The organism is Paenibacillus sp. NAIST15-1 (genome assembly GCF_001894745.1).
Taxonomy (GTDB): domain Bacteria; phylum Bacillota; class Bacilli; order Paenibacillales; family Paenibacillaceae; genus Paenibacillus_B; species Paenibacillus_B suaedae.
This window is the reverse complement of record NZ_BBYF01000005.1, coordinates 214902-240503: the sequence shown is the minus strand read 5'-3', so window position 1 is coordinate 240503 and position 25602 is coordinate 214902. Positions and strand designations below refer to the sequence as shown.

At 47.2% G+C, this 25602-nt stretch carries 12 protein-coding genes; 9 read left to right on the top strand and 3 right to left on the bottom strand.

The features are described from left to right. Positions 1 to 104: 104 nt before the first annotated feature. From PBN151_RS14120 to PBN151_RS14100, 5 genes are read left to right on the top strand one after another with little or no spacing between them, the layout of a single operon-like run. Complete coding sequence (locus PBN151_RS14120) at positions 105 to 488, top strand: GntR family transcriptional regulator (RefSeq protein WP_072729469.1); 384 nt, start codon at positions 105 to 107, stop codon at positions 486 to 488. After that, positions 485 to 1351, top strand: a complete 867-nt coding sequence (locus tag PBN151_RS14115; RefSeq protein ID WP_072729468.1) for an ABC transporter ATP-binding protein — start codon at positions 485 to 487, stop codon at positions 1349 to 1351. Before PBN151_RS14120 ends, PBN151_RS14115 begins: the two co-directional genes overlap by 4 nt. Continuing rightward, positions 1344 to 1970, top strand: a complete 627-nt coding sequence (locus PBN151_RS14110) for an ABC-2 transporter permease (protein WP_072729467.1) — start codon at positions 1344 to 1346, stop codon at positions 1968 to 1970. The genes PBN151_RS14115 and PBN151_RS14110 overlap by 8 nt, the downstream gene beginning before the upstream one ends. 55 nt (positions 1971 to 2025) lie before the next feature. Then, positions 2026 to 2316, top strand: coding sequence for a YfzA family protein (locus tag PBN151_RS14105; protein ID WP_072729466.1), 291 nt, complete (start codon positions 2026 to 2028; stop codon positions 2314 to 2316). A gap of 36 nt (positions 2317 to 2352) precedes the next feature. Then, positions 2353 to 3252, top strand: a complete 900-nt coding sequence (locus PBN151_RS14100; RefSeq protein ID WP_072729465.1) for a CPBP family intramembrane glutamic endopeptidase — start codon at positions 2353 to 2355, stop codon at positions 3250 to 3252. A gap of 110 nt (positions 3253 to 3362) precedes the next feature. Here the strand turns inward: PBN151_RS14100 and PBN151_RS14095 are convergent, their stop codons facing one another. The 3 genes from PBN151_RS14095 to PBN151_RS14085 all read right to left on the bottom strand — a co-directional run bounded on the left by PBN151_RS14095 (position 3363) and on the right by PBN151_RS14085 (position 20179). Further along, positions 3363 to 4502: a hypothetical protein gene (locus PBN151_RS14095; protein WP_072729464.1), complete on the bottom strand. Its 1140-nt coding sequence runs from the start codon at positions 4500 to 4502 to the stop codon at positions 3363 to 3365. 288 nt (positions 4503 to 4790) lie between these two features. Then, on the bottom strand, positions 4791 to 10232 hold the full coding sequence (locus PBN151_RS14090; RefSeq protein ID WP_072729463.1) for a non-ribosomal peptide synthetase: 5442 nt from the start codon (positions 10230 to 10232) through the stop codon (positions 4791 to 4793). Continuing rightward, the gene (locus tag PBN151_RS14085) at positions 10229 to 20179 is read right to left on the bottom strand and encodes a hybrid non-ribosomal peptide synthetase/type I polyketide synthase (RefSeq protein ID WP_072729462.1); all 9951 of its coding nucleotides are present in this window, start codon (positions 20177 to 20179) and stop codon (positions 10229 to 10231) included. Before PBN151_RS14085 ends, PBN151_RS14090 begins: the two co-directional genes overlap by 4 nt. 315 nt (positions 20180 to 20494) lie before the next feature. Here PBN151_RS14085 and PBN151_RS14080 point away from each other — a divergent pair, with 315 nt between their 5' ends. The 4 genes from PBN151_RS14080 to PBN151_RS14065 all read left to right on the top strand — a co-directional run bounded on the left by PBN151_RS14080 (position 20495) and on the right by PBN151_RS14065 (position 25546). Further along, positions 20495 to 21178 (top strand): response regulator transcription factor, encoded by a 684-nt coding sequence (locus PBN151_RS14080; protein WP_072729461.1) that lies wholly within the window; start codon positions 20495 to 20497, stop codon positions 21176 to 21178. Continuing rightward, positions 21179 to 22180, top strand: a complete 1002-nt coding sequence (locus tag PBN151_RS14075) for a sensor histidine kinase (protein ID WP_072729460.1) — start codon at positions 21179 to 21181, stop codon at positions 22178 to 22180. It abuts the gene before it with no gap. 94 nt (positions 22181 to 22274) lie between these two features. Then, positions 22275 to 22958, top strand: a complete 684-nt coding sequence (locus tag PBN151_RS14070; RefSeq protein WP_072729459.1) for an ABC transporter ATP-binding protein — start codon at positions 22275 to 22277, stop codon at positions 22956 to 22958. Then, positions 22955 to 25546: an ABC transporter permease gene (locus PBN151_RS14065; RefSeq protein ID WP_072729458.1), complete on the top strand. Its 2592-nt coding sequence runs from the start codon at positions 22955 to 22957 to the stop codon at positions 25544 to 25546. The genes PBN151_RS14070 and PBN151_RS14065 overlap by 4 nt, the downstream gene beginning before the upstream one ends. Positions 25547 to 25602 lie beyond the last annotated feature (56 nt).

Below are 25602 nucleotides of genomic sequence, written 5' to 3'. Positions count from 1 at the left end.
TATAATATATATATACACTAAATACTCTATTGACACTTACCACAACAGTGTATATATTGTATATGTACACTATATGGATATAAACAGCATTGAGGTGATAGAAGCTGAAAATTATTATTTCCAATGCCTCGAGCGATCCGATATACATGCAAATATTGAACCAAATCAGACAGAGCATTCTGAGCGGGGAATTGCGTGCAGGCGACAGTCTTCCTTCTATTCGGCAGCTGGCTAAGGATTTGCAGGTTAGTGTCATCACAACCAAGCGTGTGTATGAAGAGCTGGAGAAAGAGCAGTTGATCGACTCCGTGGTAGGGAAGGGATCGTTCGTATCAGGTGCCAATAAAGACTTCATTCGGGAGCAGCGTATGAAACAATTAGAAGAAAAAATGATAGAGATCATTCGTGAAAGTAAGGAATTAAGCATGAGTCAACAAGATGTGATCGATCATATGAAGCTATTGTTCGAGGAGGAGCACACACCATGAATGTAATCGAGATACGTAATTTAACGAAAACATATCCTGAATTTACAGTTGATCAGGTATCTTTGGATGTGAAGCAGGGCTACATCACCGGGCTTATAGGTCCGAATGGCGTTGGGAAGAGCACCTTAATCAAAATGATGCTCGGCATGATTCGCCCTGACTCCGGGAGCGTAAAGATACTAGGCTGCGATATGCCTGCACAAGAAGTGGAAATCAAGCAGCGCATCGGCATCGTGTCAGATGATTGCTTCTATTATGATCACCTTACGATTCGTGACATGAAGAAGATGATTGCGCCTTTTTATCAAAAGTGGAACGAGCAGAAATTTAACAACTATCTGGAACAGTTCGAGCTGTCCCCGAATAAGAAGATCGAACAATTATCCAAGGGGATGAAAGTGAAGTTTGCCCTTGCCGTTGCTTTTTCACATGAGGCAGAGCTCCTCATCATGGATGAGCCAACCTCCGGGCTAGATCCTGTGTTTAGAAGGGAAATGCTCGATATTCTTGCGGACATGATGCAGAACGAGCGAAATTCGATTATTTTCTCAACTCATATCACGACAGACTTGGATCGCATTGCCGACTACATTGCTTTCATCAATCGCGGAAAGCTCGTATTCAATGAAGCGAAAGATGATGTACTCGATAGATACGTGATCGTGAAAGGTGACTCACAACTACTAGATTCCGATGTTCGAAAGAAATTTGTCGGAATTCGTGAGACAGCCGTTGGTTTTGAGGGCTTAATAGATAATCGGCAGGAAGCCGATCATTTATTTGGAAATTATGCGGTTCTCAACAAACCATCATTAGAAGACATCGTGTATTTCACAACCAAGGGAGGACGCGTACATGCTTAACTTGCTTCGGAAAGAATTCATCGCTGTGAAAAGCTCGCTGTGGACACCTCTCATGTATTTTGTTGTATTCAGTGTTGTTTTTATACCAAAGCATTCATCGTCTGTTCACCTTGTGGGTATTTATACGGCTTTCGCTACGCTTAGTCACGTTACGCTGATCGATATAAAGAATCATAACCACAATTTTCTGGTCACGCTGCCGATTTGCCGTAAAAATATCGTAAAAGCGAAATACATAACGGGCATTATTATTACCCTTGTCAGCGTCCTAGCATCTTATGGCATTCACCTGTTCGTTACAACTGTATTCCCGGCATTTAACAAGCCAGAATTAACGGTCATGGATATACTAGGACCAGCAGCCATCACGCTAGCCCTGGCTTCCATTTATTTGCCGCTGTTTTATACGCTTAGTAAGAAAGGAACGTCTATTATTCAAGGGGTGTTCACACTGATCCTAATTGCACTGGCGCAGCCTACGGCAATATTTATGCAAATGATTAACGAGAACAGATTACACAGTGATTCTACTTTATATTTTATTTTAATCGGAATCATCTTGTTGTTCATTGTTTCCTACTATATAGCTGCATTTCTATTTACTAAAAAGGAATTATAAGAGGCCACACTGTTGAATGATCAAAACAATATTCGAAAAGGGGTCTTGAACGTAGATGCAAGCACAAAAAAGTCGTCCAATTCAAATAAAAGGCTGGATGATGCCCCTTGTGGGATTTATTCTGGGGCAGCTTTTTTTAATCGTCTGTGATAGGTATTCGTGGACGCCGTACAGAGAAATCAAAGCGGGATCAGTAATGGGCAGAATTTCGAATTCTAAACTTTTTACAGAATGGTTCACTCCTTATGACTTACCGATGTCTAATGTAATTACGGCATTATTAATCGTAGCCATACTCCTGCCTGCGCTAATAGGTGCGATGAAGAGTATTTTTTTCAGAAAATAAATCGACTTATGTTAGGAATGAAAGGACTGTGATGTAATGATAAAGAGAGAAAATCAGAATATGAAATGGATAGGTTTATTGTTCGCAGTATGGTTTACAGTAAGTGCTGCCCTGTTTTTAGCCGGTCTGTCCGGTGATGTTGCTGAACAATTGTTCGGCTCATCAAGGCATGTTCGGAACCTAATTCAGAGTCTTGTGATGAGCGGGCTGGTTGTTCCTATTATTTTGTATTTATATCAGCACCTCTATCGGATGACTGGTATAAAACCGAAGACACCGGTATATTCCTGGAAAAGGGGATATCACTTTTTTACTGGGGTTCTCTTGGCAGGTGGACTGGGTGTCTTGGGCTTCGTTATAGCAAGTGTTCAAGGTTGGATTGTCATTGAAAAATGGCATGCCCCCGATCAGTGGTTTGCTGCGCTGCTTATCAATGTATTGTTTGCCGTGTTTTTTGAAGCTTTGCCGGAGGAACTAGGGTTAAGAGGGCTGCTGTATGATGTGTTACGTCATCGATTCCCAGCTTGGTTATCCGTATTCTTTCAAACCATACTATTTGTATGCGTCACGACAGCGGTTGCCCTATTTCAAGCGTTCGTTGGACAGACACCCGGATTAACGCTTAATATCATTTATATCGTAGTCATTTTTTGTTTTGGAATAGGCTTGCAGTTACTCCGTTTATGGACCGGAAGCCTCTGGGCGTCAATTGGTTTTCACCTTACCTACTTAGAATTTATGCGGTTTGTCGCTCTTCCGCATGGCTATGGCGTACCCCCAATTATAAGCTACCAAGATTCAGTGCCCTTACTCGGCTACTCAATCTCTATTAGTATGATTCAAATCGGGGGCATTATCGTATCGCTCGTTATAATAAGTGCGAAGCGTATCATACGGAAGAAGCATACCGCTCGAACTGGTGAACTAAGCAAATGAAATACCTGAGTATAGATCTGATCCGCTTCCATGATTAATTAGATTTAAATCAAATGCATAGATTGATATAAAAAAATAAGTACAGTTGAAGAGAGCAACCTACGCTCTCTTCATTTCTTTCTGGGGCTCACATTCCTTATTTTCCATGGAGAAAGAACCGATTCCCTTGCAAATTCAAATCGAATGGCTATGCTTTTTTCCGACATATTCTTCTGTTTCATGAAAACAGGTAGTTCTAACACTGTAGTTAATCGCTGCCCGTTGTCTGGATCGGGGATTTCTTTTCTTTTCATCATCCGATATGTCGTTCCGTTCTCCAGCTGCTTAAGAAAGTAGTTAACCGTTTCAGAATGTGCACCTTCAGACACTGCTATAAGTAAATTATTATCTCGTTGAGACAATGCTCCAATAAATAGCTCCGACAGCAACTCGGGAGACAGGCTATGTAAAAACGCCTCTCTTTTCCCAGCAGCCGTGTAAACCATCACCTGATGCAATAAGTCTGGATGAGTGGATCGATGCGTACTGCTGTCTAAATAGTGTACGCAGAAGTGTCCTGAAAATCCATTGTCCGGAATCCCATCGCCGCCATGAGGCATTCCGTTCATAGAAGCAGCGATTTTTCGATTGTCATCAGTAACGGCGATTATCGCTTTCCGATTCCAGCTCCAATGATTATCATACATCTGCTTCATCGTCTTCGTATCCTCTTTGGTTAGCGGCTGCACATCAGCATGCCTGCTTCCCGCACGACGCTGAACACGGAATTTCAACCCTTTCTCCAAATCAATAATTGAGAAAGTACTTTTTCTAGGAAGCAAGGCTTTCGCTTCACTCCAAGGAACAATCGTCCCATAATGATGTTTTCTTAGAAAATTTGCATGTACCAGTAACTGCTTGGTCGCTTTAGGTGTAAGGATAAGACGTGTTGATTCAGCCTCGTTCCATAAGGAACCGGATTGATCCATACGGAAATTTTTAGTTCCATTATTTTTTGTAATCGTTACATATATGTCGGAGAGTACAGGGCGATATTCTATTTGTTCTTCCTTGCTATCCTGATATAAACGAATGGCGTCCTTATTTCTCAAAACCATTTTATGTTCATATGTTGCGGAGGGGCTTGTCCGTACACTTATGTTCATTTCAGCAGATGGCGCCTTGTAGTCAGCATGAACAATCATGCTGTTATCAGATAAATAGGTAAGGAGGAGAAGGAATATCATGGAGCGGGTCACGAACAAGATCATTTTCAAGCCTCCAAATAACTGTTGTTGTTTGTTAAAATCAATATTTCTGGGCTTCGTCCTGACCTAGAAATTGGATGACGCATGTGTAGAATTCATCTTATGTACGATTTTTATTCAGCATCCTCTATATATGCAGTGGCACGTCGTGTACCGAAGGTTAAAAGTCGTTTGCTTATCGTTTGAACAGAAACGACTTCCTCCAATTTTATAGGTGATAAACCAACGGGATAAAAAGGGGAGTCTACTGAAAAGAATTCAGCAAACTCCCCATGTTCCTCCATTCATGTTTTACTTGCGTAAAATAGATCCGGTATTGACGCATTCGATCTCTTTTCGAATTGCCGACAATAGTTGCTCTGGATGAGAGTGCAAGAAAAAGTGTCCTCCCGGGAGCAGCTTGCTTGAAAAATCGGAATTGGTCAAGCTGCGCCAGGATGTCAGCGATTGTTCGGACAGAAATTCGTCGTCTTGTCCACCTAATGCAACGATGGGACAAGGTACGGTGCCATGAGTATATTCATACGTCTCGCATACCGAAAAGTCGGCTCTCAAAGAAGGGGACAGGAGTTCCAGCAATTCTTCGTCATCTATCAGCTCTTCTGGAATTCCCCCGTTCAGGCGAAGCCGCTTGCGAAATTCTTCCTCGGGCAAATCATGAATGGGAGATACCGGACTCTGAACATACGGGGCATTCAATCCCGCGACAATAAGCTTTAGCGGAGGACGATTCAAGCTCTTCGATAATAAGATCGACAATTCATAGGCCAATAAGGCTCCCATGCTGTAACCAAACAGAATATACGGTTTGTCCAATAAGGGCCTCATCGCATGTGCGACTGCTTCCAGCAGCGGCGGCATGCTTGTGTAGGCAGGTTCGCGCAATCGCGCGCCTCTGCCTGGATATTGAACTGCGCAAACTTCCGCGAACGCTGGCAAATAGTCGTGCCATGCGCGGAAAATGGATGCGTTCCCTCCAGCATACGGCAAACAAAACAGCCGTATTGCGTCTTTCTGATTCACCTTATTGCGAGCGAACCATTTGCTGCTTGTATCAAGACCGCTCACATCGCTCATCTTCCGCTCGTTGACAGATGAATGGGATTTTGATTGCTGGCATAATCCGATCATGATTCGAAGCTCTCCTTCGAACCTTTGAGCCAGATTTTCGATCGTTTGTTTACGATGCACATTTTCGCTGTATGACAAACTTATGTGCAGGCGGCCTGACGTCACCAATGCCGCCACGTCGACATAATGGGCCCGTTCGGTATCAGGCGCAAGATCCTGTCCTGCTGTATCCGCAACCAGCGTGAATAGAGCTCCCTTTTCCTTATTCCAATCAGCATTGAATTGCCCCAAGTAATTAAAGCTCATCATTGGTCGTGGAAGCTTGCGAAGCTGATTCGCAATACTGTCATCTTCAGTCATATAGCGCAGTAAGCCATAACCGATTCCGCGAGTTGGAATAACGTTCAGTCGCTCTTTTACCCCCTGGATGTCCGCGTATATATCCGCGCTATCTGTCACTTCAAGCATGACTGGATACATGTTCGTAAACCAACCTACTGTACGCGAGATATCAAGGTCAGTGAATAATTCTTCTCTGCCGTGCCCCTCCATATGGACATACATTTTCCTTTCTCCCGACCATCCAGAGACAGCGCGGCCGAGTGCGGCCAACAGAATAGCGTCAATTTGCGTGCCGAATTCTGATGGAGCCTCCTGCAGCAGAATCCGCGTTTCTTCAGAAGACAAATTCGATTCCGCAACTGACAAAGAGGCCGTCGTATTGGCTCCGTCTGGGAAGTCGAGCGGAATTAGGGGAGGGGGAGGACTGACTTGATGTAACCAGTAATCCAGCTCTGCCCGCAACTGATCCGTAGCGGAGTAGGCAGCAAGGCTGTGCGCCCAATCGCGATATGAAGCAGTTTTCGACGGCAAGCATATGGCTTCACGGTCTACTATTTGCTGACAAGCCGTGCTTAGATCGTCCAGCAAAATGCGCCATGAAACACCATCTATCGCCAAATGATGAATAACCAAGGCCAGCTTTCCTGACTGTCCGGTGTCATAGTGAAAATAGATGGCGCGCAGCAGTATGCCTTCGCTTAAGTCGAAGCCGGTTTGAGCCTCTGTGATCGCGGCAGCAAAAGCATCTGCCTGCAGGTTTGCAGGCTGATCGCGAAGATCAATGCGCTTCAGAGGCGATTCGTCCGTATAAGCGGCATATGCCTGTTCCCAACCGGATCGACCCATCGTAAATCGGAGGCGCAGCGCATCATGATGTGCCACGAGATGGGCGATCGCTCTCTGCAGGACTTCATAGCTTATTTGGGAATTCACGGACAAAATCATGGACTGATTGAAATGCTCGGGAACGGACATCTCCTCGAATAACCAGCGCTGAATCGGTGTAAGCGGCAGCGAGCCCGTCACTTCTTGCTGCCCGATTCCATTTGGCTCGAGCGGCTTCAGAGCTTCTAACATGGGAGCCAGCTCCGCGATCGATTGATACTGAAACAGATATTTCGGCTTCATTTCCAGACCCAATTGACGTACTTTGCTTGTAATTTGAGTGCTTAAAATGGAGTCGCCGCCTAAGCTGAAATAATTATCATGGATGCTGATGAGTTCAATGCCGAGCACCTGCGACCAAATGTCAGCCAACTTTTTTTCGGTCGGCGTTCGGGCAGGCACATATTCCTCCTCCTTATCCGTAAAATTCGGCGACGGCAACGCATTGCGATCCACTTTACCGTTAGGCGTCAATGGGAGAGCCTCCATAACGACGAAGGCGGCAGGAACCATATAATTTGGAAGCCGGGCCTGCACATGCAGCCGAAGCTCGCTTATATCCAATCCGTGAGTAGTATCGGCTGACGGGATCACGTATGCAACCAACCGCTTGTCTCCTGAACCAGGCTCCTTTACGGAAACGATCGCCTGCTCAACGGCCGGATGTAGCGTAAGCGCCGCCTCGATTTCTCCGGGTTCAATGCGATATCCCCTTATTTTTATCTGATCGTCGGCACGCCCCATAAATTCAATGGATCCGTCCGGTAAATAACGGGCAAGATCGCCAGTTCGATACAATCGTTCCCCTGGAAGGGAAGGAACGTACCCGAACCGCTCAGCTGTAAGCTCGGGCCTTCTCAGATAACCGCGAGCCAAGCCGTGGCCTGCAATGTATATTTCGCCAACAACGCCGATAGGAACGGGATGGCGATGCCGATCCAGCAAATAAATTCTCATATTGGCGATCGGTCGTCCAATCGTCGGAGCTGTAAGCTCCACGGAAGACCGTGATTTCGCAGGCACGCGGCATGCCGTGGAGACAACGGTTCCTTCACTCGGCCCGTAATGATTGAACAGGGCAAACGGCAACGTCTCCGGTGGAAAATAACGCAGTCTGTCACCTCCGGTAAGCATGCACCGCAGCGAGCACTTGTCAGGCCAGGTCAGAGAGAGAAGCGCCTCAGCCAGCGGCGTGGGCAAAAAGCTGACGGTAATGCGCTCATTCACGAGCCAATCCCGCAGGCAATCCGGATCCAAGCGGGTATCCTCGTCTGGAATATGAATTGAGGCGCCGTTGGCCAAATAAGGCCACAGCTCCCAGACGGAAGCGTCAAAAGCGGGGCCTGCCAGCCATGTTGCCCGATCGCAGTTGGATATGCGATACGCATTCTGATGCCAGGACACTAAATTGAGCAAGCTATGATGTTCGATTTCGACTCCCTTAGGGCGGCCCGTCGAACCGGAAGTGTATACGACATAGGCTAAGTTGCCGGGCGCAGCGCCGCTGTCGGGAGCCGATTCATCACCATCTTGCGGATTGGCGCTGATTCCGTCCAACGGAAGAACGGTCAAATTCGTGTGCCGAACCCGCTCTGCATGCCGCTTGTGAGTCAACAGTACATGAATTTGGGCATCTTCGATCATATAAGCGATCCGTTCGTCAGGGTACGCCGGATCGATCGGCACATAAGCCCCGCCGGATTTTAATATGGCGAGCAATCCGATAATTTGCTCGGCTGAACGGTCAGCCAGCAAGCCTACCAGTACTTCTGGACCAATACCGAGCCGCTGTAGATGGCGGGCCATCCGATTCGCGCGAATGTTGACCTCCCGATAGGTGAACTTCTCGAACCCGAATGTCACCGCAATTGCATCTGGGAATAAGGAAGCTTGTTTCTCTACAAGTTCATGGATGCACATATTGCCTAAATCTGCGGCTTCTGTCCGATTCCATGCCGATAGCAAAAGCTGCCGCTCGCATTCGCCCATAATCTCCAGACTGCTCAAGGACAAGTCAGGATTGAGCACGATGCTCTCCAATAGATGTTGGAGATGATCCAGCATCCTCTCCACGGTCTGTGAATCGAAAAGATCCGTGTTGTACTCCAGCTCGGCAACGATTCCGTGATCCCTAACACGGCTCATCACCAGGGACAGGTCATATTTTGACGTCTTGTTGACAATCGGAAATAGCTTTACCTGCAGTCCGTCCGATTGCACCATATGCTGAAACGAATCGTCATTCATTGCGAACGTGACTTGAAATAACGGACTATGGCTCGTTACGCGATCAGGTTGCATTGCCTGCACCAGTTGATCGAACGGAAGATCCTGATGCTCATATGCGTTAAGAACCTGTTTCTTGGTTTGCTGCATCAGCTCGCGGAACGTCGGGTTAGTAGACAGGTCGCTTCTGATCACGAGCGTATTTACAAAAAAGCCGATCAATCCTTCTATTTCCGACATTCCGCGATTGGCTATCGGAGTGCCAATGCAAAAGTCATGCTGTCCCGAATAGCGATGCAGCAATGCTTGAAAAGCCGCCAGCAAGGTCATGAACAATGTCGAGCCTTCTCGGCGGCTCAATTGCAGGAGCGGTTGCACTACGGCCTCCGGTATGCACAATTGAGCGGCATCGCCCCGGAAAGTTTGCGTAGCGGATCGGGGACGATCCGTGGGCAGCTCTAATGCCGAAGGAGCATGATGCAGGGTGTCCAGCCAATATTGCAGTTGCTTATCCAATTCTTCTTCCGACAACCATTTGCGCTGCCAGATCGCATAATCCGCATACTGGAAGGTGAGCTCGGGCAGGGGAGACGGCTTTCCCTGTGAATAACAGGAATAGAGCGTAAGCAGCTCCTGTTGAAATACGCCCAAAGACCAACCATCAAACACGATATGATGGAAGGCAAACAGGAGAAAATTCTCCTGTTTGCCGGTTTTGATGAGCAAGCTCCGGCACGGATGCCCATGCTCCAAGTCGAACGGCTTGGCTGCCTCTTCATCGATGATGAGGCGAGCTTCCAGGTATTTGTCCTCGACGCGTTCATCTGCGAACAAATCGATTTCTTTCATTGGTTGAACGGTGTCGATCGGCTCAATGATTTGTACTGGCGCATCTTCCATTGTTGAAAAACGCGTTCTCAATGATTCGTGGCGGCGGATGACTTCGATCCACGCCCGCTGTATGGCCGTTATGTCCAACTCCCCGATAAATTCGAACGCTAACGGAATATGATAATGATTCATGCCCGGTTCAAGCTGATGAAGCAGCCATAATCGTTGTTGAGCAAATGACATAACGGATCCCGCCAGCTTTCTTGACTGGGGCTTTATGGGCGGTTTGCGAGGTGCCTTGTCCTTGGCAAGCCGGGCTGCCAACATTCTTTGCTGCTCGGGAGTTAACGAGGCCAAACGATCCCGCAAATCCGTCATACCCATGCATCCTCCTTATGGGGCAGCTCGCGCATAACAGCTTCTCGTTCTTCTTCTGGCAAGTTTTCCAGCTCGGTCAGCAGTTCGGACAGGAGAACGGGATCCATTTCTGTTTCCGATTCCATTTCCGTCATTCCCATGTCTTCAAGCTTGGCGGTTAAAGCCGCAACAGTCGGCGCATCGAACAGGGCATGTAAAGGGAGCTCTGCTTGGAACGCTTCCCGAATGCGGGAGAGAAGCCGGGTAGCGAGCAAAGAATGGCCTCCAAGCTCAAAAAAGTTATCCTCCACGCCCACTTCTTTTACTCCGAGAACATCTTCCCAGATGGCCGCCATTTTCATTTCGGCTGGATTGCGCGGCGCCACATAGGTCGGCTGCAGATCCGTTCTTTCGTAACCAGGCTTCGGAAGCGAATCGCGATCGATTTTCCCGTTATTCGTAAGAGGCATCGATTGCAGCCACATTAAGAGGGAAGGGATCATGTAATCTGGAAGCCTGCTTTCGAGATGCGCTCGCAGCAACGGCATAATATCGCCCGATTGATCCGTTTCCACGTAGGCAATCAGACGCTTGTCTCCATGTGGATCAACGTCCGCAATAACGAGAGCTTCCCTTACAGACGGATGTTCCTTCAGCGCAGCCTCGATTTCCCCCAATTCGATGCGATATCCCCGTATTTTCACCTGATGATCCGCACGTCCTACATATTCGAGTTCCCCGTTATGCCGAATGCGGGCCAGGTCGCCGCTTTTGTACATGCGTGCATCAGGATCATTAGCGAACGGATCGAGCACGAAGCGCTCGCTATTTAATTCGGCCCGGTTCAAGTACCCTTTAGCGACTCCGGGGCCTCCTACGTACATTTCACCAGTCACACCAGGAGGAACGGGCTGCATATGACGGTTAAGGACATACAGCTTCGTGTCCGGAAATGGAATTCCGATCAAGCTTCCCGTGTCCTGCCCGATATCCTCAGCGGTTATTCGGCGGTAAGTAGAAACTACCGTCGTTTCCGTGATTCCGTACATATTGATAAATTGAGGTGAACGATCACCGTGTCGATCGATCCAAGGCTTTAATGACTGAAAATCCAGCGGCTCTCCGCCAAAATTAATATAACGCAGGCTTAATTTTGACGAGTCTTGTGATTCCTCATATTGAGCCAATGGCCGAAATGCCGACGGCGTCTGGTTGAGGACGGTAACCTTGTGCTGCTCCAGCAAGTGATACAGGTTCTTCGGTGAACGACTCGTCAGATGGGGCACGACCACCAACCGTCCGCCATAAAACCAGGCGCCCCACATTTCCCATACGGAAAAGTCGAAGGAATAGGAGTGAAACAGGGCCCAGACATCGTCTTCATGAAAACCGAAAATGGATTCGGTAGACGTAAACAGCCGGACGACATTCTCATGCGAGATCATTACGCCCTTCGGCTTCCCGGTGGAACCGGAGGTGTAAATCACGTAAGCAAGATTGGTGGAAGTCAGCTCCACGTTCAAATCTTCGCCGGATAGCTTCTCTATCGTATCTCGCTCTTCATCCAGGCACACCGTTGTGAGTTCATGCTGCGGCAAGGAGCGCAAGAGATGAGATTGGGTGAGGAGAATGGCCGGAGCCGCGTCTTCCATCACATAACGGATGCGTTCCGCAGGGTACGCAGGGTCAATCGGCACATAAGCGGCGCCCGCTTTGAGCACGCCGAGGATACCGACGAGCATGTCCAGGGAGCGCTCGACCAATATCGCTGCCAGAACGCCGGGCCCTGCCCCCAGCGTCCGCAAATGACGTGCAAGTCGATTGGCTCTCACATTTAGTTCGCCGTAGGTTAATTGTTGATGATCATATACAGCGGCAACGGCATCGGGCTTGTGCCGGGCCTGCTCCTCAAATACTTCATGAAGACAGCGATGATCGCACAGAAGATTCGCAGGCTCTCCAGCAAAAAGCAACCGTTCCCGCTCTGCATCGTTAAGGAGAGGAAGCAAAGCGATTGGCGACTTTTCGGCAGACGGTTCAATAATGGCCTGCAATATATTTTCGTAATAGGTTAAAAATCGTTCGATCGTATCTTTTCGGAACAGATTTGAATTATAAGTCAGATCCAAAAGAATATTTCGGTTGAAATCCATGACATTGAAACTGAGCTCATATTTCGTTGCCGTAATCGGAGTAGGGATGGTATCGACTTCAATATTGCCAGCATCCGGGATATTGACTCTTCGCTCATAGTTAAAAACAACTTCAAGTGGTGATAGACGATGAGAGGCATCGGGATTTCGAAATACGCTGCTGAATGAAAACTCGCCGTGCTCCTGGGCCTCCAAAACAGAAGTCTTCACCTGGCTTAGCAAATGTGTAAAATCAGCGTATTCATCCATTTCGATGGATATCGGCAATAATGTGACCGCATATCCAACATAGCTGGAGCCGCCAGGCAAAGAGCGCTGGGCAAAAGGCACCCCGACGGTCAGATCCGTCTGATGCGTCAAACGATTGAGAAGCAGGGCATAGGCACTTAAAAATGTAACGAAAGGAGTAACCTTATTGCGCTGTGAAAAGCGGTTCACTCGTTCAGCAAGTGTAGGATCGACCATATGCCGAACAATGTCGCCATTATAGGTTTTTTTGTGCGGACGCCTCATATCGAACGGCAAATCCAGGGTCGTATTGCTGCCTGTTTTGTTCAACCAATACAGGTTATTGGCTTGACGCTCCTCACTGGATTCCAGCCCCGCCTTCCAGTCCATGTAGCTTCTTAATTGTAAAGGCTCTGGCAAATGAATGGGCATGCCTTTCAACAATGAGGAATAGGCGGCGAACATTTCTTCAAGAATAATTCCAATAGCGTATCCGTCTATGAGAACGTGACTTGCAGTAAATACGAGATAATGCCTGTCGGTCGTTAATTTGAGCAGCGTGCAGCGATATAAGCTCCCTGATGCAAGAGGGCGCTCCGTCTCATCGCGAATCCAATCGATTGCAGCAGATTCCGGACTCGAATCAGTTGCGGAGCTCAAATCCAGCATCGGCATATCGATGTGAACCGTCCCCCGAATTGGTATCATATTGCCTTGATGATCGAATGTCACCCGCAAGGAATCGTGCCGCGCCACAACACTGTTCATTGCCTCTGTTAATAATGAATGGCGTAGCGTGCCTTTAAGGGAAAGCACTACGGTTTCATTGCATGCGATGGCTGCCTGATCGCCTAGCTGCGAAAGCACCCATAACTCCCTTTGATCCTCGGATACGGGGATAAGTTCCTTATCGGAAGTCTGCTGTCCAGCCGGAATGCGGGCACCCGGAAACATTTGAGCGTCAATAAGCTCTGTCATCGTATCCTTGATTATCCCAATCAACTTGCGGATGTCCTCGTCTGAATGTTCCGTCGACAGGAAGCAGTTGCGTCCTTCCCAGATATACACGCCCTTTTCCAGTAGGCCATAGAAGAACAGATCCATGTTCACTTGATAGACGAACCGGAAGAGGGAGCCGAAGTGAACCATCTTCATAGGGATATTCGCGGATTCGAAAAAGTCGTTCAATTCGCGCACCAAATAGGCTGTCTTGGCATTGACGTTCTCTTGCAATTCCGGGCCGAACTCCAACAGATGAAGCAGAACGGCATGCGTGCAGGCCATCGTAATGGGATGCTTGCAGAACGTGCCTGCGATTATGGTTGTTTCAGCTTGCGGGTAAGAGCGGTCACCAAAATTCCATTGCCCTCCATCCACGGCATCCAAGAACTTCGCGCTGCCGGCCACTACTCCAATGTGCATGCCTCCGCCAAGGACTTTCCCGTAAACGCACATATCCGGTCGAATCCCCGATATGCCCTGGAACCCGGCAGGATGAACTCGGAAGCCGGTAATCACTTCATCAAATATCAGCGCCGTATTGCTGCTCCGCGTGATTTCGCGAAGCTCTTCCAAAAATGCGATAGGAACGAGGTCAGGACGACGGCTTTGTACAGGCTCGACCAGTACTGCTGCCAGCTCACCCGACATAGATCGTATAATCTCCAGCGATTGTGGATTATTATATTCGAGAATCATGACGTCTTCCGTAATCCCGGCAGGAATGCCTGGCGCCATAGGGGAAGCTCCGTTTGAACCGGGGCGATTGAACATGCTGGCCAGAACACCGTCATACGTGCCGTGATACGATCCTGCGAACATGGCAATCTTATTCTTGCCGGTTACAGCGCGCGCAAGCCTTAGGGCAGCCATTACCGCTTCCGTCCCTGAATTGCAGAAGGTACTTCTGTCCAAGCCAGTAATCTGGTGAATGAGATCTGCTACTTCCCCTGCGATGCCGGATTGCGGGCCTAGAGCATAGCCGTTTTGAAGCTCACGCTTAATAGCTTCGTCGATGAACTCAGGAGCGTGACCGAAAAAATTCACGCCGAAGCCCATCGTTAAATCGATATATTCATTTCCGTCCTTATCCCAAAAACGCGAACCTTTTGCATGATCGACAACGGGCAAATAATGAACTTCTTTCGTTGAAAACCGGAAACCAGATGCACCGCGATAATCGGCGAACACGGGGCGATGCTTGGCTATCCACTCTTTCGATTTTTTTGTTTTATCGGCCAATCGTGCCACGAGCGCTCTGGCATATTGTTCTTGCATACCAGTTACGCTTTCTTCTTTCTGATCCTGCCATCTTTGATAGGGAACCCAGGCTTTTTCAGAGATTGTCGGCAGTGAAGGCGCGGCAGGGGATTCCGGTCGGATCGCCATTGTACTCGGATGAACAGTTGATCCATTCAGCGAATGGTTGATTGCCGTTGTACTAGGATGAACAGCCGTTCCATTCAGTGGTTGATTGTGGATGAAGGATAATTGATGTTGGATGACACGTTCCATGGAAGCCAGTTGTTCGCTCATTAATCCAAGCAGCCCTGATTCGTTGTGCATCGAATTGGAGAGCACTGGGGACGGCGAATCAACGGCTGTCGATTTGGAGAGTGCCAGAGACAGCGAATCGACGGCTGACGAGCTCGGCAACTGTTCGGTCAGCGCTGGCAGCGCATCATGCGACATAACCGATTCGATGGCTGCGCATAGCTTGGAAATGCTCGTGATTTCGGTGAAGAAATCGCGCGCCGAAAAGGTTACTCCGTATTTGTTTTTTACTTTTTGAATCACGTCCATCAGAATGAGCGAGTCAGCGCCCATTTCCAATAAAGGCAGGTTCTCATCGATTCTTGCCACGTCTTGATTCAGCAACTGGGCGAATATTCCCTTGATCTCCATCATAATAGAAGTTCTGATATTGCTATCTTGGATTGTTTTCACCAACTTTTCCTCCTTTGGCGATTCCGGATTCATATGACCGCCTTGCCAGCATTTTGTATAAGCAAACGGATAGTTCGGCAATTGCGCGCATTCATGAGTGTCCAATTGGTAGAGTGCCTCAAACTGGACTTGTCCGCCGACGACGTACAGATTGCCTACAGCTTCGAGCAGCGAATATTCGTCATCCCTTCCTTTTAGGAGAGAAGGAATCCATTTATAGGTACCATTATTGAATTCTCGCTGTCCAATCCGTGACAGTACGGCATGAGCACCGATTTCCAAAAAGATATTGCACCCGTCATTTACCAATGTATATAAAGAGTCTTTGAACCGAACAGCTTCCCGTGTATGCCTGATCCAATACTCGGCAGTAATTGAACCGATAAATTCGCCGGTTACGTTAGAGACAAGCGGAATTTGGGGAGGATTGAATTTTAATCGTTTTATGATATCGTAATAGTCTTGCAGCATTGGCTCGACTAATTGAGAATGAAATCCATAGTTTACCTCAAGCGGTACGGTATGAACGCCTGCTCGTTGCAGATGGTTCGTAGCTTCAACTACATCATCCGGGGCGCCTGCAATGACAAAATTGTTGCTGCTATTAATGGCGGAGATTTCTACGTTCGGATGGGCGCAAAGCACGCTTTCCAGTTCCTCCGCATCTCCCATGACTGCCGCCATTGCTCCAGGATCGCACTTTTGTGTCATGAGCTTTCCTCGCTCGGCAACTACAGCCAACGCATCTTCAAGAGAAAATACCCCTGCAATGCATGCCGCCACATATTCGCCCACGCTATGTCCGACTACCGCAGCAGGTTCGATTCCAAGCGATAGCCATACTTGTGCTAGAGAGTACTCCAATGCGAAAAGAGCGCACTGCGTGTAGTCTGTACGATGAAGGAGAGCTGACGCAGATTCATTTTCTACATCATAAATGACATCCAGTAGAGAATGATCCAATCGATCCTTTACTAACTCGGCGCATCGATTCATGTTCGAGCGAAACACTTCTGAGCTTGCATACAAGCCGCGGGCCATATTAACATATTGGCTTCCTTGTCCCGTAAACATAAAGACGATTTTTGGAGAGTGGACGGGACTGCCTGCAATGCCGTTGACCCCGCGAGCGGAGAAACTGCGGACTTTCTCATGTATCTCTTCAAGTGAGCCGCCAACGAATGAAGCTCTGTGCAGGAATGCTGGTCGGCGGGTATTGGCCGTTCCGCATATGGCTCCTAATTGCTCTGAGGATGCGTGCTGTAAATAGGAATCGTACGTGGAAGCGAGTCTAACTAATCCTTCCGCGGTAGGGGATGATAATGTCAGCAGATGCGCTCTCGATTCCATGGCATTGTTAGCTCGCTTATCGGTACGGGATGGTGCCTCCTGCACAATAACGTGGGCATTCGTTCCGCCAAATCCGAACGAGCTTACCCCGGCTGCTTTTACAGGTTTGATCCAGCTTTCCGTCTCAACAGGGATGCGGAGGCGGGAACGATCGAGACTTATGTATCGATTTAGCTTGGTCATGTGCAAATGGGCAGGAATTTCGCCGTGCTGAATCGCCAGCACCGTTTTGATAAGTCCGGCAATGCCAGCAGCCGCTTCGAGATGTCCGATATTCGTTTTGACGGAACCGAGATAGCAGATGTCGTCGTCATTTATCCCTGCCGACGGACAACCATAAATCTCTTTAATTGCCTCAGCTTCGATGGGATCGCCCAGAGGCGTACCGGTGCCATGAGCCTCTACATAGCCGATGTCCGCAGGTTTCAGCTGAGCCTGCTCGATCGCTCTGCGTATCACTTGTCTTTGCGCGATCCCGTTAGGCGCGGTTAAGCCGTTGCTGCGACCGTCTTGATTAACGGCCGTTCCTTTAATGACGGCATGAATCCGGTCACCGTTTGCAATTGCATCCTTTAAGCGTTTCAGGATAACGACCCCGCAGCCTTCTCCGCGGACGTAACCATTGGCCCTGTCGTCGAACGTCTTGCATGATCCATCCTCAGACAGCATTTTGGCTTCCTGCAAACCTTCCGTGATGCTGGCGGAAAGCAATAGGTTTACCCCTCCGGCTACAGCCGCATCGCATTCCCCGCTGAGCAGGCTTTGGCATGCATAATGAAGGGCCACTAATGATGACGAACAAGCAGAATCGATACACATGCTCGGACCGCGGAAATCATAAAAATACGAAACCCGATTGGCGATAATACTCAGCGCACCGCCCGACACTTGATATGGCTCAGAATCATTTGTTGTGCTTGGTTTCGGCAAATAGATATAATCGGTTGCGCTGGCCCCTATAAATACACCTGTTGCGCTGCCCTTAAGATGAGCGAGGTTGATGTTGGCATTTTCGAATGCTCTCCATGTCACCTCCAGCAACAGCCGTTGTTGGGGATCCATGCTTGCCGCCTCTCTAGGGGAGATGGCGAAGAATTCACTGTCGAATAGTTCGATGCCATCCAGAAATCCGCCGAACATATGAAAATTCGGATTTATGCCGCATAGCGCTTTCCTTTTGTCGTCCATGTCGGATATTGCGTTTTTTCCGCCCTTCAAAAGTTCCCAATATGCCGCGATGCCGTCCGCCCCAGGAAATTTCCCTTCCATGCCGACGATAGCGATTGAATCATCAATCGATCCGCGATCTGCATCAGGCTCTTGGACGGAAGGTTGGCTTGCGATAGAGTCTAGGTATTGCGCAAGCTTATTTGGCGTCGGATAGTCCCAGATCAAGGCAGGGGACAGCGTCATACCCAACCGGTCGGCAACATGATCGATCATTCTGACCGCCTCTAACGAATCCAGGCCGAATCTGACAAAGGATTCATGTTCGTTCAGATTGGTCTTGGCATTGCAATGATGATGCAAATAGGACATGATCAGTTCTAGGCTTGAAGATTTTCGCTCCGTGGAAACAGGGGCAGGACTGATGTTGTCGCTTTCCTTCGCCTGCGAAGCGGCATAATTCTGTGCCAACTTGTACCTTTGCACTTTACCGCTTGTCGTTTTCGGCATTTGCCGAATCGGTATTACCTTTGCGATTTTCCAGCCTCCGCGCTGGAATAAATGTTCTTCTAAGCTTTCAGACAGCGAGGCGAAGTGAGCATCATTTTTTTTGCTAACGACAAATACGACGATATCATCCTCGCCTCTCTCTTTGTTGTATACGCCGCAGGCAGCGATCTTCCCTAATTCCACGCCCTCGACTTCTTCCGCTGTCCGTTCAATATCATGCGGATAAATATTCTGGCCGTTCACAATAATCATGTCTTTGTAACGCCCTGTCATAACTAGACTTCCATCGATGAAAAAGCCTAGATCTCCCGTTCTGACCCATTGATCCGCCGTGAACATGTCGGCAGTAGTCTCTCGGTTATTGTAATAACCGGCAGTTACATTTTTTCCTTGTATTTGAATATGGCCGATTACCTTATCCGGCAGAATGCGATCATGATCGTCGCAGATTCGGATCGCACAGTCATCAATTGCATGTCCAACTTCGACAAAGGTAAGAGTATGTTCAGTGGATCTGTCCGAAATGACAATCTCCTGGCCAATGTTTAATAAGGTGCGATCCAGATGAATCGGTACAAACTCAGTTTTGCCATCAGTGAGGGAGACGGCAACAGTTGCCTCGGCTAGGCCATAAGCTGGCCTTATGCTTGTCCGCTGTAATCCATATGGAGCCATCTTATCCAAAAACTCATTGCAAAGCTCTGATGAAATGGGTTCGGCACCATTTACAATAATTCGAAGTCTAGATAAATCCCAATCGGCGGCAATCTCAGGCTTGAACATTTTCAGAAAGTATTTGTAGCCGAAATTTGGGGAAGAAGTGATAGTAATATTGTGGTCGTTTATTTTTTTGAACCAAAGCGTCGGTCTGCGTATAAACACGGATGTTGGCATGATGTATTGATTTACACCTTTGATGAGCGGGGTGATATGGAAGGAGATCAGCCCCATGTCATGAGTTAACGGCATCCATGACAAAAAGGAGTCGTCATCCCTCGTTTCGAACCGATTATTGATCGCACGCGTGTTGGAGTATACATTTTCATGCGTCACAATGACTCCTTTTGGATTGCCCGTTGAACCGGAAGAGAACTGAATGAAAGCAATCGTACGGGACGAACCTTGATGAATCGTTCCGTGGGCGGGGACGGAGCACTCCAACGCTTCCAGATACACGGTCTTATCGGCTATCATGTCCATGTCGTGCAATGTATGTCGGTTATCGGAGGCGTGCGCGCGCAATCTTTCCATTACAGGCGGCGAAGTTGCAAGGTAAGGGTTTTGGAGTGTACCCCAGATTTTAAAAAACTTGTTTTTGTGCTCCGCATTGCTGCCGACCGAGACGGGTACGGCAATGATTCCGCCTAGTATGCAGGCCCAGAACAAAAAAATAAAGTGCTCCGATTCGTCATCGTTCAATTGAAATACAAGCTCGTCGCCAGCACGAATACCGTGAGCTTGCAAGGTATGCAAATACATAAGGGCATTATCAAAGACTTGCTTGTAACTGTAAAATCGTTCTTGCCGATCTCCTGTAATGAGCGTTACGCCATGTACATGCTTCTCCCGGACATCTCTTACTGCCTGAATAAGCGCAGATTCAGATTCGTTCATTGATTATCCTCCTTTGTGAAAGTGAAAGGGACTTGTGCGACGACGGAAAACTTTATTTCTCAGTAAATAGCATGTAAACCATGAAATGGTTCCCCATTATTTACAACCCTTATTCTAGTTTATGATACAAAAATTGTATATCGATGATTTTGTCGCAATTTGGTTTTTTATGTCATAAATAATATATATTTTTATAATGTATGATAAATCCTGTTGATTACGCATAAAACCTCTTCCCATCAGAAAATGATAGAGTATATAATGTCGACACGAGGAAGAAAGAATGAATTCAGGCATAGAGTAGGGGAACTAGTGATGAAGATATTAGTTGTAGAAGACGATAAAACGATTGCGTCTGGATTGGAATATTCACTGCAGCAGGATCAATTTGATACTGTGTTGTGCCACGATGTCGCATCAGCTAAGAAAATGCTCACTGAAAACATGGATCAATTTGCGTTATGTCTGTTTGATTTGTCGCTTCCAGATGGAAGCGGGTATGAACTGTGTAAAATGGTGAAGGAGCGGCAAGATATTCCGGTTATCTTCTTAACCGCGATTGACGATGAGGTCAACGTCGTCATGGGTCTGGATATGGGGGCCGATGATTATATTACGAAGCCTTTTCGAGTTCGCGAACTTCTGTCACGGATCAAGTCGGTGTTGCGGAGATACCATAAACCATCGCAGGCAAAAACAATCATTGATATCGGGACTGTGCGTATCAATACGCTGGAAGGCAAAGTGTACAAGGATCGGGCTGAAATCCTATTGACCGCATTAGAATACCGCTTGCTGCTGATCTTTGCCAATCATATTGGGCAGGTTCTCACGAGAAATCAGCTGTTGGAGCAGATTTGGGATGTGGCTGGCGAATTCGTAAACGATAATACGCTAACTGTGTATATCAAGAGGCTGCGTGAAAAGCTGGAGGATGATCCGCAGCATCCGGCAATGATTAAAACGATCCGTGGATTCGGCTACAAGGTGGGTGATTAGATGCTCCGCAATCGAGAAATACAAATCCTATTGACAGTTATGGTCACAATCAGTGCAGCAGCGATCGCCGTCGCTGCTTTTATATCGTCTGCTGCATTGGCACTTGTTGTTATCTTGTCGCTTCTGCTTATAGGAAGCAGCTTGGCATTTACGAGATGGAGATATCGAGAACTTGAGAAACTTTCAATTTATTTGCGCGAAATTAGCAGCGGCAATGATTCGCTCGACGTACGCGATAACCAAGAAGGCGAGCTCAGCATTTTGAAGAACGATATATACAAAGTGACACTTATGCTTTCCGAGCAGCGCTCGCTGCTGCAGCGGGACAAAATGCAATTGACGGACGCCATTTCGGATATCTCGCATCAGCTCAAGACGCCGCTTACTTCCATGACGGTAATGGCCGATTTGTTAAGCAGCGCTGATCTGCCGCCAGTCAAAAGAATGGAATTCACCCACAACATTCGAATTCAACTGGAGCGAATCGATTGGCTTGTGTCATCTCTCCTAAAGCTCTCGAAAATGGATGCCAAAACAATTCCATTCAAAAAAGAGCCAGTATTGGTTAAACAGCTTATCCAGCAGGCGCTAGAGCCTGTCCTGATTCCGATGGATATTAAGGAACAGACAGTTTCGATCAATGGAGATGACAACGTCTCATTTATAGGTGATTTCAATTGGACAAGTGAAGCGCTCATCAATATTTTGAAAAATGGCGTCGAGCATACGCAGGAAGGCGGAGCAATCGCCATTTCATTTACAGAAAATGCGCTATTTACGGAAATTGTCATTGCCGACAACGGCAAGGGCATACCAAAAGAAGATTTGCCTTACATTTTCAAACGGTTTTATAAAGGGAAGCATGCTAGTGAGGGGAGTATCGGCATTGGTCTGGCCATGGCTCACAGTATTATCGCAAATCAGGGCGGAGTGATCGATGTGAGGAGTGACGGCGGAAACGGAACCGAGTTTCGGATTAAATTGTATAAGCAAGTCATTTAACCGAAAGTGACTAAATCGTCACTTTCACAGTCACTGGAGAGTCATGTTGGACAGATAAAATGATATCCATCAGCAAAGCTATGGAGGTTAACACATGGAAATTTTACGAATCGAACATCTGTCTAAACAATACGGGAAAGGTGAATCAGCAGTAACAGCACTGGATGATGTATCTTTTTCCGTGCGAAAAGGGGAATTCGTCGCGATAGTTGGGCCCTCTGGGTCAGGAAAATCAACACTTCTACATATGCTGGGGGGTGTGGATCGGCCGACTAGCGGCAAAGTGTTCGTTGAGGATACAGACATGTATGCCTTGGACGAAACGCAGCTGGCCATCTTTCGACGGAGACAAATCGGCCTGATTTATCAGTTTTTCAATCTCATTCCCGTCCTGACCGTGGAAGAGAATATGACGCTGCCGCTTTTGCTGGATAAACAAAAGGTAGATAAAAAGCAATTGGACGTGCTTGTAGGGACATTGAATTTGAAGCATCGGCTAAACCACCTGCCTAACCAGCTATCTGGCGGGCAGCAGCAAAGGGTCTCGATCGGCAGAGCACTCATTAGCAATCCTGCGATCATGCTTGCAGATGAGCCGACAGGGAATTTAGACAGCAAAAATAGCAGTGAGATCGTTGATTTGTTAAAGATGTTAAATAAGGCCTATCAGCAGACGCTGATCGTAATTACACACGACGAACGAATCGCCTTGCAGGCCGATAGGATCATTTCCATTGAAGATGGAAGGATTGCCAAGGACGAGGTGATCCGTCCGTGAACATCGTCAATACACTTACGATCAGACATTTGATGCAAAATAAACGGCGTACACTGGTCACGATCATAGGCGTCATCATTTCGGTTGCCATGGTGACGGCTGTGGCAACGCTTGGATTTTCTTTTTTGGATCTCATGAAAAGGCAAACCATCGCAGATGGTGGGGAGTGGCATGTCCTTTATAAAGATTTAAGCAAAGAACAGCTTGCAGCAATACAGAACGATGATGCAACCAAAGTCGTCACGATCACCCAAGATCTCGGCTATGCTCCGTTAGTAGGGAAACAAAACTCTAGTAAGCCCTATTTATTTATCCAGGCGTATAATGCACAGGGTTTCACGCATTTTCCCATTCAGTTGAGCAAGGGACGACTGCCTCAAACAGACAAGGAGGTCGTGATATCGGAAGCCATAGTGAAGAACGAAAAGGTCAACTATAAAATTGGCGACCACTTAACCTTGTCAGTCGGCGAACGATTCGAGAAGGGCAACGAGAAACCGCTGGATCAATTAGAGATGTTGCGACGTGAAAATGGAAAATTGTCTGAATCCTTACAGCTAATCACGAACAAGGAATACACGGTAGTAGGCTTCATCAAACGTCCGGTCATGGAACCGGCATGGGCGCCTGGATATACCATTATAAGCTATATCGATGAAACCAGTATAAAGGCAACAGATCGAGTCAACGCAGCAGTTGTCCTGAAAACCGTTGATCGTTCCTTGTTCGATCATGCGGAACAGTTGGCGAAAAGCAACAACATCGAAAACGTCCAATATAATCACGAGTTGCTTCACTATTATGGCTTGTCGAAAAACAAAGCCTCTAGCAGCATGTTGATTTCTTTATCAGTTATCATTATGGCGGTCATCATCATCGGCTCGATCTCGTTGATCTACAATGCATTTGCGATATCCGTCTCAGAGCGTTCACGTCATCTTGGGATGCTTGCAAGCGTCGGGGCGACCAAGCGGCAGAAGAGAAATTCGGTGTTCTTCGAAGGTATTATCATAGGAGCAATCAGCATTCCCATCGGGATCCTCTGCGGTCTTGCCGGGATAGGGATAACCTTCTTGTTCATCAATCCCATCATTCAAGGGGCACTTGTGACTACGGAAAAATTAACACTCATCATCACGCCAATGTCGCTCCTGATTGCCTGTGTTGTTTCGATGTTGACGATTTTCATTTCGACATTTGTCCCAGCAATAAAAGCTTCCAAAATCTCTGCAATTGACGCAATTCGCCAAACTGCCGATGTGAAGCTTACAAGGAGAGCCGTGAAAACGTCGAAGCTCATGCGCAAGCTATTCGGCATCGAAGCCGAGATCGGATTGAAAAATATAAAACGAAATAAACGAAGATACCATGCCACCGTATTTTCAATCATAATCAGCATCGTCCTGTTTTTAACGGTGTCATTTTATACCGCCAATCTCAAGCAATCTCTAGCACTCTCACTGGAAGGTGTTAATTACGACATTCACATCTGGTACAACAATGGGAATCAAATGGACGATACGACGGTTCAATCGATTGTATCCCTTGACGGTGTGACCGAATACAATGTGACGGAAATGTACAGGGTTAACGCCTGGATCGGAGAAGCTGCAATCGCCAATGAGCTGCAAGAAGCGGTCAAGAAGGATAGGAGTGTACTGAAGGAAGGGAAATACCTTTATGACATAAATATTAATGCCATGAACGATTCGAGCTTGCAAGCCTATGCCAAAGCGGTTGGCGCAAATGTCGAACAGCTGATGAATCCAGATCATCCCGCCGCGATCGTGGTGGATACGATTCAATATAAGGACGAGGCGACCAATAAATTTGTGCAAACGAAGAATATTCATGCAAAAATCGGTCAAAGTCTTCAGTTGAGCTATATAAGCGAAGAAACAAATAAAGAAACAGATTTAAAAGAGGTAACCATCGCTGCGAAGACGGATCAATTGCCTATGGGGATACGTTCATCAGCAGTAGGCGAGTTAGATATTGTCGTATCAAAACGTGTCTTGGAGCGACTCATTGATGAAAAGATTGGGGCATACGGCCAGTCTCAATTATTTTTAAAAAGCAAAGATCCTTTGAAGACACAGCAGGAGATTGAAGAATTCAGAGATTCTAATCTGTCCTTTTTGAATGAATACCAGTCCAGAACCGTGGAAGAACAAAGAATTTTGATCATGTCCGTATTCTCGTACGGCTTTATCATATTGATTTCAGCTATTTCTATTGCGAACATCTTCAATACAATCTCGACGAGCATATCGCTTCGGAAGCGGGAATTCGCGATGCTGAAATCAGTAGGTATGACGCCTAAAGGCTTTGCGAAAATGATGAACTACGAGAGCATTTTTTATGGAGTGAAATCTCTCTTGTACGGCCTTCCTCTAAGCTTCGTCGTCATGTATTTCATTCATAGAACATTGTCGCAACGTTATCTTTTTGAGTTTACTTTTTCTTGGGTTAATATTCTCACTGTCATTGCTGCCGTATTTGTTATTGTCAGTGCGGCTATGCTATATTCCAGTGCTAAGGTAAAGAAAGAGAACATAATTGATGCGTTGAAGCAGGAGAATATATAAGATCCCGAACAACCCAAAAATAGCCGACAGCAACTCGAAATGAGATCCTGTCGGCT

Excerpts from the sequence above, each read along its gene's own strand:
- PBN151_RS14075 (WP_072729460.1), top strand. The coding sequence starts at position 21,179 with ATGCTCCGCAATCGAGAAATACAAATCCTATTGACAGTTATGGTCACA.
- PBN151_RS14115 (WP_072729468.1), top strand. The coding sequence starts at position 485 with ATGAATGTAATCGAGATACGTAATTTAACGAAAACATATCCTGAATTT.
- PBN151_RS14090 (WP_072729463.1), bottom strand. The coding sequence starts at position 10,232 with ATGACGGATTTGCGGGATCGTTTGGCCTCGTTAACTCCCGAGCAGCAA.
- PBN151_RS14100 (WP_072729465.1), top strand. The coding sequence starts at position 2,353 with ATGATAAAGAGAGAAAATCAGAATATGAAATGGATAGGTTTATTGTTC.
- PBN151_RS14105 (WP_072729466.1), top strand. The coding sequence starts at position 2,026 with ATGCAAGCACAAAAAAGTCGTCCAATTCAAATAAAAGGCTGGATGATG.
- PBN151_RS14080 (WP_072729461.1), top strand. The coding sequence starts at position 20,495 with ATGAAGATATTAGTTGTAGAAGACGATAAAACGATTGCGTCTGGATTG.
- PBN151_RS14070 (WP_072729459.1), top strand. The coding sequence starts at position 22,275 with ATGGAAATTTTACGAATCGAACATCTGTCTAAACAATACGGGAAAGGT.
- PBN151_RS14110 (WP_072729467.1), top strand. The coding sequence starts at position 1,344 with ATGCTTAACTTGCTTCGGAAAGAATTCATCGCTGTGAAAAGCTCGCTG.
- PBN151_RS14085 (WP_072729462.1), bottom strand. The coding sequence starts at position 20,179 with ATGAACGAATCTGAATCTGCGCTTATTCAGGCAGTAAGAGATGTCCGG.
- PBN151_RS14095 (WP_072729464.1), bottom strand. The coding sequence starts at position 4,502 with ATGATCTTGTTCGTGACCCGCTCCATGATATTCCTTCTCCTCCTTACC.